9 protein-coding genes are annotated in these 9,158 nt (G+C 71.7%); 4 read left to right on the forward strand and 5 right to left on the reverse strand.

Going from position 1 to position 9,158, the window contains the following annotated elements; all coding sequences use genetic code 11:
- Positions 1 to 206: 206 nt before the first annotated feature.
- The 5 genes from ACGWYJ_RS34475 to ACGWYJ_RS34495 are packed head-to-tail and all read right to left on the reverse strand — an operon-like array spanning position 207 to position 5,157.
- Positions 207 to 1,886 (reverse strand): dihydroxy-acid dehydratase, encoded by a 1,680-nt coding sequence (locus ACGWYJ_RS34475; RefSeq protein WP_395110762.1) that lies wholly within the window; start codon positions 1,884 to 1,886, stop codon positions 207 to 209.
- A complete protein-coding gene (locus ACGWYJ_RS34480) occupies positions 1,883 to 3,259 on the reverse strand; it encodes an FAD-dependent oxidoreductase (protein ID WP_395110763.1) in 1,377 nt (458 codons plus the stop codon). The genes ACGWYJ_RS34475 and ACGWYJ_RS34480 overlap by 4 nt, the downstream gene beginning before the upstream one ends.
- Positions 3,256 to 3,513, reverse strand: a complete 258-nt coding sequence (locus ACGWYJ_RS34485) for a hypothetical protein (protein WP_395110764.1) — start codon at positions 3,511 to 3,513, stop codon at positions 3,256 to 3,258. The genes ACGWYJ_RS34480 and ACGWYJ_RS34485 overlap by 4 nt, the downstream gene beginning before the upstream one ends.
- Positions 3,506 to 4,606, reverse strand: a complete 1,101-nt coding sequence (locus ACGWYJ_RS34490) for a hypothetical protein (RefSeq protein WP_395110765.1) — start codon at positions 4,604 to 4,606, stop codon at positions 3,506 to 3,508. Before ACGWYJ_RS34490 ends, ACGWYJ_RS34485 begins: the two co-directional genes overlap by 8 nt.
- A gap of 11 nt (positions 4,607 to 4,617) precedes the next feature.
- On the reverse strand, positions 4,618 to 5,157 hold the full coding sequence (locus ACGWYJ_RS34495) for a UGSC family (seleno)protein (RefSeq protein ID WP_395110766.1): 540 nt from the start codon (positions 5,155 to 5,157) through the stop codon (positions 4,618 to 4,620).
- A gap of 236 nt (positions 5,158 to 5,393) precedes the next feature.
- Between ACGWYJ_RS34495 and ACGWYJ_RS34500 the strand changes: the two genes are divergently transcribed.
- The 4 genes from ACGWYJ_RS34500 (at position 5,394) to ACGWYJ_RS34515 (ending at position 9,094) form a co-directional block, all read left to right on the forward strand.
- Positions 5,394 to 6,227, forward strand: coding sequence for an IclR family transcriptional regulator (locus tag ACGWYJ_RS34500; protein WP_395110767.1), 834 nt, complete (start codon positions 5,394 to 5,396; stop codon positions 6,225 to 6,227).
- A gap of 77 nt (positions 6,228 to 6,304) precedes the next feature.
- A complete protein-coding gene (locus tag ACGWYJ_RS34505; RefSeq protein WP_395110768.1) occupies positions 6,305 to 7,372 on the forward strand; it encodes an ABC transporter substrate-binding protein in 1,068 nt (355 codons plus the stop codon).
- 43 nt (positions 7,373 to 7,415) lie between these two features.
- On the forward strand, positions 7,416 to 8,300 hold the full coding sequence (locus ACGWYJ_RS34510; protein ID WP_395110769.1) for an ABC transporter ATP-binding protein: 885 nt from the start codon (positions 7,416 to 7,418) through the stop codon (positions 8,298 to 8,300).
- Complete coding sequence (locus ACGWYJ_RS34515) at positions 8,297 to 9,094, forward strand: ABC transporter permease (RefSeq protein WP_395110770.1); 798 nt, start codon at positions 8,297 to 8,299, stop codon at positions 9,092 to 9,094. The genes ACGWYJ_RS34510 and ACGWYJ_RS34515 overlap by 4 nt, the downstream gene beginning before the upstream one ends.
- The last annotated feature ends 64 nt before the right edge of the window (positions 9,095 to 9,158 follow it).

The following is a 9,158-nucleotide window of genomic DNA, read 5'->3' on the forward strand; positions in this document are numbered from 1 at the left end:
GCGCGTCCCCTTCCGTCCGTCTGGACGTTCACCTACCCATCACCGGCCACCTGGAGGTAGCGCGCCGCCCATGACTGCACCATCCGGGGGACGACCGCGCCACCAGGGACGACTCTGGATTCTTGTGCGATGCACATGTATCTCGCGCCGTGCCGGCACGGCTGACGGTACGGCTCGGACAACCACGGCCTGACGTCCGCGGCGGCTCAGCCTCCCAGCGTGGCGCCGCGTCCGAGGGGGCCGACGGTACGCGCGTACACCGACAGCCAGCCGCAGCCGGCCGGGGGAGCGGTGTCCGGCAGGGCCGCGCGGCGCTCGGCCAGCTCCGCCTCGGTCACCTCCAGGTCGATGGACCGGGTGTCCAGGTCGATGGCGATGACGTCGCCGTCCCTGACCAGCCCGAGCGGGCCGCCGACGGCGCCCTCCGGGCTCACCTCGGCCACCACCAGTCCCCGGTTGACCAGCCCGGACATCTGCCCGTCGGTGACGAACGCGACCTCGTCCCCCAGACCCGCGCCGTCGAGGGCGAACACGAACGCCGAGGTCAGTCCCATGCCGGGGGAGCCGCGCAGGCCCAGCCCGGTCAGCACCACGACCTGGCCGGGCCGCACCTCGCCGCCGCGGATCCCCTCCAGCCCCTCCTCGCGGGAGCGGAACACCGTGGCCGGGCCGCGGAAACGGCGCACGCCGTCGTCGGCGACCGTGCGTTTGGCCACGCCGCCGTCCGGGGCGAGCGACCCGCGCACCACCACGATGCCGGGGTGGCGCGCGAAGGGCCTGTCCAGCGGGCGGATCACCGCGGACTCCAGCGGGGTGAACGACGCGACGGCCTCGCCGACCGGCACGCCCGCCACCGTGGGCCGGTCGAGGTCGAGCATGGGGGCCAGCCGGTGCATGAGGCCCAGCGCGCCGCCCGCCGCCTCGAACTCGGCGATGCCGTGGTCGCCGTTCGGCTTCACCGCGCTCAGCAGCGGCACCTTCGGCGCGTACTCCTCGAACAGCGCGTAGACGTCCACGTCGCATCCCGCCTCGACCGCCACGGCCTGGAGGTGCTTGAGCGTGTTGACCGAGCCGCTGATCGCCAGCATCGCGATGACCGCGTCCCGGAACGCCCCGGGGCGCAGGATATCGCGCGGCCGGACGTCCTCGCCGACCAGCTCGACGACGCGCCGCCCGGCGGCGGCCACGGTCTCCCACATCCTCGGGCTGTTCGCCCGCACCGGGGTGCTGCCCGGCAGCGCCATGCCCAGCGCCTCGGCGGCGATGTGCATGGAGTTGGCCGTGCCCATGCCCGCGCACACGCCGGGGCCGGTCACCGCGCAGGCGCTCATCTCGGCCAGGTCGTCGACGGTCATCCGCCCGGCGGCGACGTGACCGGCGTAGCGGAACACGTCCTCGAAGTCGACCTCCTCGCCCCGGAAGACGCCGGACGGCTGGTACCCGCACGACACCACGACCGTCGGCAGATTGAGCCGCCCCGCCGCCATCAGATGCGCGGGCGTGGTCTTGTCGCACGACGACAGGCACACCATCCCGTCCAGCAGCGCGCCCTCCGCCGCCACCTCGATATCGCCGACGATCAGGTCGCGGCTGGGCAGGATGTACCGGCCCGCCGCCCCGGCGCTGGTGATCGCGTCGCTCGGCGCGGCCGTGCGCACCTCGAACCCGATGCCGCCGGCGTCGCGGATCGCCTGCTTCAGCGGCCCGACGAGACCGTCCAGATGGCTGAAGCAGCTCGCCAGGTCCGAGGAGCTGTTGACGATGGCGATCTTGGGCTTCTCCATGTCCTCCGGGGTGAGGCCGAGCGCCGTCCACTGCGCCCGGCGTATCGCCCACGGGGTGCTGCCCGGCGCGAGGTTGGAGCGCAGGGGCCTGGGCCCGGTCATGACGCCTCCCGGCCCAGGAAGGCGCCGCCCCGTTCGAGCCTGCGCTGCAAGTCCGCGACGTCGATGGCGCCGCAGTCGGCGCCCGAGGACAGGGCGAGCCCGGCGGCCGTGCCCGCCGCCTCGCCCATGGCGAAGCACGGTCCCGTCACCCGGGCGGCGGACTGGGCGTCGTGCGTCATCGACGCGCACCGGCCCGCCACGTACAGGTTGCGGATCCGGTCCGGGACGAGCATCCGGAAGGGGAGCTGGTTGTACCCGCGCGGGTTCTCGCCGCGCGGCCACCGGAACTCGACCGTGCCGGACACGTGGGCCTCGATCGGCCAGCCGTTGACGCCGATCGTGTCGGGGAAGTCGGCGCAGTCGCGGACGTCGTCCTCGGTCAGCCGGTAGCGGCCGACGATGCGCCGGGTCTCCCTGATCCCGATCTGCGGGGCCAGATCGACGATGTAGGAGTCGCCGAACCCCGGAGTGCGGTTCCGGATGAAGGTGAACGCGTCCAGCACCTGCTGCCGCCCCTGCAACTCGCCATGGGTCAGCTCGTCGACGTCGGTGCCGTCGATGGCGCTGCCGTCGGGGTTGCTGAGCTGGGTGAGGTTGGCGCGCCACTCCAGCGGGTTGCGCTGCGGGCGGACGATCGGCTTCTTGCGGGGGAACGTGTGCGTCCCGGCGCGCTCGGCCTCCTCCATCAGCCGCTCGACCGTCCGCCACGGCGCCTCGCCCGCGGCCTGGGCGTCCACCCCGTTGATGCGGAACATCAGCGACGGGTACAGCATCCCGTCGTGGCCGGGCGACTTCTCGTACGTGACGCCCGCCCACGCCGACACGTCCGCGTCACCGGACGCGTCGACGAAGACCCGGCCGCGCACCGCCGCCCGTCCCGACTTGGACTCGATCAGCACCGCGTCCAGCGTGTCGTCGTCGCCCATCACCACGCCCACCGCCGTCGCGTGGAACAGCAGGCGGGCGCCCGAGCCGGTCACCAGCTCGTCCGCCGCGATCTTGTACGCGGAGATGTCGAACGCCTGGGCCAGGATGCCGTCGTTGATGGTCAGGTGCGGCTCGGAGAGGCCGTCCAGCTTGGCGAGCCGTTCCAGCAGCTCGTCGGCCAGGCCGTGGATGACGCGCCGGTGCTCGCCGTACACCTTGGCGTGCAGCCCGCAGAACGTGCTCAGGCCGCCCGCCGTGCCCGCCCCGCCCAGGAATCCGTACCGTTCGAGGAGGATCACCGAGTGCCCGGCGCGCGCCGCCGCCGTGGCCGCCATGATCCCCGCCGGGCCGCCGCCCACGACCACCACGTCGAACTCTCCGTACACCGGCGTGGTGCGGGCCGGCTCGGTGACCGTCGCCGGGCGCGGGCGCTCCGCCGGGCTCATGAGCCGCTCGGCAGGACGATGTGGTCCAGCGTGTACGGGGTCGGCTCCAGCGCGTTCGACATGATCGTCTCCATCACCGGCAGCGGGACCAGGCAGTCGGCGCACGCGTCCTCGCCCGCCGCGATCCGCACCACGACCCCGTTCTCGCCGTTCAGCGACCAGCTCAGCGTGTAGCCGTCGGTCGCGAGCATGTCGCGGAACCCGCCCAGCGCGCCGTCCAGTTCCGTGCCGTCCAGGTGCGGGCCGTCAGTCATCGAGGTCACCCACCCGGGCGATCGACACGGCGTGGTCGCGCGGCCCGAACGCCTCGATGATCGTGGAGACGCCCGCGTTGTTGGCGCCCGCCACCATCACCTGGACCGCGCCGGGCGCGACCAGGGCGGGCACCCGGTCGGGGTCGTCGCTCCGGCTGGCGTGGTCCGGCACCGCGTCCGGGTGGTCGGCCGGGAGCCGCCAGCGGGTGTGCCGGGAGACCGCGTCCTTGCCGACCGCCGCCAGTTCGGAACGGGAGTTCACGGCGTGCTCGAAGACGAACCGCCGCACGTCGTCCTTGTTCCATCCGGCCGCCGCGAAGACCCGGGCGTGCTCGGGGCCGAGGACGATCAGCGCGCTGCTGGTCTCGTGGATGAGCGCGCCCGTCCGCCTGATGCTGTCGGCCAGGTCCAGGCCGAGCTGCTCCGGCAGACGGGTGTGGCGGGCCTCGATGTGCAGGCACGACCGCACCACCATCGCGGTCACCGCGCTGTCGGACGGCGACAGGCCGTGCTCGACGTGCAGCGGCTCCCACGGGCTCTCCTCCTCGTTCTCCGCGATGCACGCGGAGTACTTGGCCAGCGTGCCCTGCGTGGCCTGGTCGAGCTGGTGCGGGCGGAGGCCGAAGACGTTGATGGCGGTGAGCCGGATGGCGCGGCCGATGGTGGCGTTGGCCCGGAAGCCGGATCCGAACACGTTCCCCTTGCTGTTCAGGCCGATCCGCTCCCGGACGGGCCCGTTCACCACCAGCAGCGGGGCCGTGCCGGTCGTGCTCTGCCAGATGCCCTTCTTCGGGTACGGCTCGTCCGCGAACGCGTCCCAGGCGGCGAGCACCACCGGGAAGTACTCGGGCAGGCAGCCGGCGAGGGCGGCGTTGATGGCGGCGAGCCGCACCGTGCACCGCCGGTTCAGATGCGGGACGCCGAAGACCACCTCGTCGGGGTCGCGGCTCGTCGTGGCGAGGAACTCGGCCAGGTAGGACTCGGTGACCGGCACGACGGGCAGCCCGTCGGTCCAGTCCCGCCCGGCGTAGTACTCGAGGGCGGAGCGGATCTCCGCGGCGTCGGCCAGCGGGGCGTCGGCGACTGTGCTCATTCGATGTCCTTTCAGGCTTCCGCGCCGAGGATGCGCTGGACGTCGGGCATCACCGCGAGCACGCGGTCCCGCAACCGGCCCGCGTCCAGGCTGGCCACGGGGTGCTCCACCGCGATGAACTCGAATCCGGGGAACCCCTGGACCGCGGCCATGGCGCGCGCGGACATCAGGAACGAGTCGGAGATGACGCTCACGGCGGGGATTCCGGCACGTTCCAGCATGATCCCGTCGGCCACGGTGGCGGCGCTGCACGAGCCGCAGTCGCCGACGGCCGTGACGACCACGTCGCATTCCTCGGCGACCTGCTTGAGCAGGTCGTCCTCCATGGGGGTCCCGAAGTAGCCCTTGGTGTACATCCGGGACCCGCGCGTACCGAACCGGCGGCTCAGCTCGCCGGCGATCTCCGACAGCAGCACCTGCGCGTTCGGCTTGGTGTTGTCCACCAGGCCGACGGTCAGCCCACGGAGGCCGGCCGGCCGCGGCGCGAGCGTGGTGTCGGCCGTCCGCTCGTCGAAGCCCGTGGGGTCGAGTAGCCTCTCGCGTCCTGTCATGTCTCCGGCACCTCCGGATCGTGCGGTCGGATCGTGCGGGCAGAGGGGGCGCTCCGGCGCTCGCCGGGGCCGCGCCCGCCTCCCGAAGATCGCTCCCCGGCCGGGCGGTGACTACCGGACTTTCCGCATATCGGAAGGCGGGATGGGGCACAATCGACGCTCCGGCGCCCGCGGTCGCGGGCGTCCCGGCCCGCCCACCCCCGGCGCCGGGCCGTCCTCGCGGAAGGACGCAGACGATGACCGAGGAGAGACGATCGGTGCTGCGCAGAGCGCTGCGCATCCTGGAGACCATCAAGGACGCGGCGGACGGCCTGAGCCTCTCGGAGATCAGCCGGCGGTCCGGCGTACCGCTCACCACCACCCATCGGATCGTGACCGAGCTGCTCGCCTGGGGCGCGTTGGAACGTGACGACTCCGGCGAGTACCGGATCGGCTTGTGGCTGTGGGAGGTGGCGGCCGTCGCGCCCAGGTCGGTCGGCCTGCAACGGGTCGCCCAGCCGTTCATGCGGGACCTGTTCGAGACCACCCAGCGCGGCGTCCACCTGGCGGTCAGGGAGAAGGACCAGTACGTGTTCCTCGAACGGCTCCTCAGCCCGGAGACGGCCACCGACCGTGCCCAGGTCGGCGGCCGGTACGAGCTGTACGCCACCGCCATCGGGCTCGTCCTGCTCGCGTACGCGCCGCCCGAGCTTCAGGAGAAGGTGGTCACCGGCCCGCTGGAGGTGCCGAGCTGGCACGCGCCGGTGACCGAGCACCAGGTGCGGCAGACGCTCGCCGACGTCCGGCTGCACGGCTACGCCACCACCGACATCCGCCAGGAGTACACCTCGGTCGCCGCCCCCATTCACGGTCCGGGCGGGACGGTCGTCGCCGCGCTGTCGCTGATCCTGCGGCGCAACGAGCCGTACGCGCCGCGCCTGGCGCACCTGCTGGCCACCGTCCGCGGCATCTCCCGCGCCCTGGGCGCCCCGCAGGCACGGCCACGGACCGGTGCCCCGTATGACACGCGCGTCCCTTCCGTCCCCCGTTCTTCCGCTATGCGGTCTTCCGATATGCGGAAACGTGGGTAGTCAGAGCCGCAGTGTGGCGGGAGTCTCATTCCGGTCGGCTACGGCGTGAGCCGACGGAACCGAACAGGAGACGGATCGTGTCCGCCACCACCCCACCCGCACCGCCCCCCGTCAGCCGCAGGGGATTCCTCCGGTGCGCGGCCTTCACGGTCACCGCCGCGACCGCCGGCCCCGCGCTCGCCGCATGCGGCTCACCCGCTGCGAGCGGGGGCGGGGGCGACGGCAGGCTGACCTTCCTGAGCCCGCTGCCTCTCGACACCCTCGCGCTCGCCCCGGAACTGCTCGCCGTCGCGGGCGGGTACTTCAAGAAGCACGGGCTGGAGGTCCGGCTGCAGGCCGCCCGGGGCACCCCCCAGGCGATGCAGACGCTCCTGTCGGGCATCGCGCCGGTCGCGCGCGTCGGCCAGATCGACATCATGACGGCGATCACCGAGCGGAACCAGCCGCTGGTCAACATCGCCACGCCCTTCCGGACGTCCACGGTGCGCCTCATCTACAGCAAGCGGCGCCCGGTGAACAAGCCCGAGGACCTGATCGGCAAGACGATGGGCGTCCCGTCCGAGGGCGGCACCAGCGACAAGGTCGTCTCGCTCATCCTGGCCAGCGCCGGAATCGACCCGGCGCGCACCAAGCGGCAGGTCGTGGGCCTCTCTCCCGGCACCTTCGACCTGGTGCAGCGGGGGCGGCTGGCCGGTTACGTGGTGAGCACCGACACCGCCAACGTCCTGATCGACCAGAACCCCGACGCGGCCATGTTCGACCCGGCCAAGTACGTCAAGGCCGACTCGCAGGCGTACGTGACCACGAAGGAGGCCCGCAAGAAGGAGGCCGAGGGACTCCGCGCCTTCCTGGCCGGGATCCACGACGCCATGGCGGAGCTCGTCGCCGACAAGACGTTCGACGGCGTGCTGAGGAAACTCCGCGGCGAGTACTCCTTCGCCACCCTCAACGACGACAAGATCGCCAAGGCCAGCCTCGCCATGTTGCGCGAGAGCTGGACGGGCGGCGATCCGAACAAGCCCCTGCTGGTCACCGACCGGAACGCCTGGGCGGCCGGCTACAAGGAGCTGACGGACGCGGGCATCCTCAAGCCCGGGGCCGACCCCGCGTCCTGGTACGACAACGGCCTGCTGCCCAAGTCCTGAGGGGCGGGACGGATCCATGGCGGACACCGAAGGAAGGAGCGGGATGGCGGCCGAAAGCGCAGGCACGGTCGGCAAGACCGCCGGAACACCGGTCATGCGACCTGACTCCGACGACACGAGCCCTGCGTCCCCGGCGGTGGCCAAGCTGGAGCTGATCGGGGTCGGCAAGGAGTTCCACACCAAGCGCGCGCACACCGTGGCCCTCTCCGGCATCAACCTGACGATCAGGGACGGCGAGTTCGTCTCGGTGATCGGGCGGTCGGGCTGCGGGAAGACCACCCTGCTGCGCATGCTCGCGGGGCTGCTCAGCCCCTCCGAGGGCAAGATCCTGGTCGAGGGCAACTCGCTGTGGGACGGCTCGAAGGTCGATTCCTCGGTGGTCTCGCAGCTCGGCGTGGTCTTCCAGGAGGCGAACCTGTTCCCCTGGTACTCCGTCGCCGAGAACATCGCGCTGCCGCTCCGGCTGCGCGGCGACGACAAGGCGTCCCGGCTGGCCCGCGCCCGGGAGTTGGCCGAGCTGGTCGGCCTCGGCGGGTTCGAGCGGTCCTACCCGCGCGAGCTGTCCGGCGGCATGCGCCAGCGGGTCGCGATCGCCAGGGCGCTGAGCACCCGTCCCAAGCTGCTGCTGATGGACGAGCCGTTCGGCGCGCTCGACGCCCTCACCCGCGAGCGCATGAACCTGGAGCTGCAGCGCATCGCCCTGGCCACCAACGCCACGGTCGTCTTCGTGACCCACGACATCACCGAGGCGGTCTTCCTGGGCGACAGGGTCGTGCAGCTCACGCCGCGGCCCGGCCGGATCCGCCAGGTGATGCCCATCGAGTTCGAACGGCCGCGCGGCCTCGACGTGCAGACCGAGCCGGAGTTCGGCACCATCACACGCGACCTGCGCCACGCGCTCGACGAGGACGAGGAAAAGAACGCATGAGCGGCAACCGGTCCCGCAAGCTGCTGCCCTGGCTGAGCACCCCGCTGATCCTGCTGGTGTTCTTCGCCTGCTGGGACCTGCTGGTCCGGGTGTTCGGCATCTCCGACCTGGTGCTGCCGCCGCCCATGCAGGTGTTCGACACCCTCAAGGACGTGGTCACCGACGGGTCGACGTGGGACCACGCGCAGGTCACCGCGACCGAGACCATCGCCGGGTTCCTCATCGCGCTGGTGGCCGGGGTGGCGATCGGCGTGGTGCTCGGCAAGGTCCCGTGGCTGGAGCTCAGCCTCCGCCCCGTCATCGTCGCGTCCCAGGTGGTGCCCAAGGTGGCGCTGATCCCGCTGTTCGTGATCTGGTTCGGGTTCGGGATGACCTCGAAGGTGATCATGGCGGCGATGCTGGCGTTCTTCCCGATCATGCTGAACGTGCAGCTCGGGGTGCGCTCGGTGGAGTCCGGCCAGCGCGAGGTCATGCGCAGCCTCAACGCCAGCCGCTGGCAGACGTTCCGGCACCTGGAGCTGAAGAGCACCATGCCGTACGTCTTCGCCGGCATGGAGGTCGGCATCGTGTTCGCCATCATCGGCACGATCGTCGGCGAGTACCTGGGCGGCAGCGAGGGCCTGGGCTATCTGGTGGTGCGCACCCTCAACGACCTGAACGCGCCCGCCCTGTTCGCGACGATCATCCTGCTGTCGGTCCTCGGCCTGCTGCTGTACTTCGTGGTGAACGGGCTCAAGCGGTTCTTCATTCCGTGGCACGAGTCCGTGTACGGTCAGCACGACTTGAACCGGTGATGAGGATTGACGAGGGGATGCGGTGAGCGACGTTCGGGACGTCATCGTGATCGGGTCGGGGCCC

Origin of the sequence: Actinomadura sp. SCN-SB (assembly GCF_043906805.1) — a bacterium.
In the GTDB taxonomy this organism is placed as follows: Bacteria; Actinomycetota; Actinomycetes; order Streptosporangiales; family Streptosporangiaceae; genus Spirillospora.

Coding starts and splice junctions, on each gene's coding strand:
- ACGWYJ_RS34515 (WP_395110770.1), top strand. CDS start 8,297: ATGAGCGGCAACCGGTCCCGCAAGCTGCTGCCCTGGCTGAGCACCCCG.
- ACGWYJ_RS34495 (WP_395110766.1), bottom strand. CDS start 5,157: ATGACAGGACGCGAGAGGCTACTCGACCCCACGGGCTTCGACGAGCGG.
- ACGWYJ_RS34500 (WP_395110767.1), top strand. CDS start 5,394: ATGACCGAGGAGAGACGATCGGTGCTGCGCAGAGCGCTGCGCATCCTG.
- ACGWYJ_RS34475 (WP_395110762.1), bottom strand. CDS start 1,886: ATGACCGGGCCCAGGCCCCTGCGCTCCAACCTCGCGCCGGGCAGCACC.
- ACGWYJ_RS34485 (WP_395110764.1), bottom strand. CDS start 3,513: ATGACTGACGGCCCGCACCTGGACGGCACGGAACTGGACGGCGCGCTG.
- ACGWYJ_RS34480 (WP_395110763.1), bottom strand. CDS start 3,259: ATGAGCCCGGCGGAGCGCCCGCGCCCGGCGACGGTCACCGAGCCGGCC.
- ACGWYJ_RS34490 (WP_395110765.1), bottom strand. CDS start 4,606: ATGAGCACAGTCGCCGACGCCCCGCTGGCCGACGCCGCGGAGATCCGC.
- ACGWYJ_RS34510 (WP_395110769.1), top strand. CDS start 7,416: ATGGCGGCCGAAAGCGCAGGCACGGTCGGCAAGACCGCCGGAACACCG.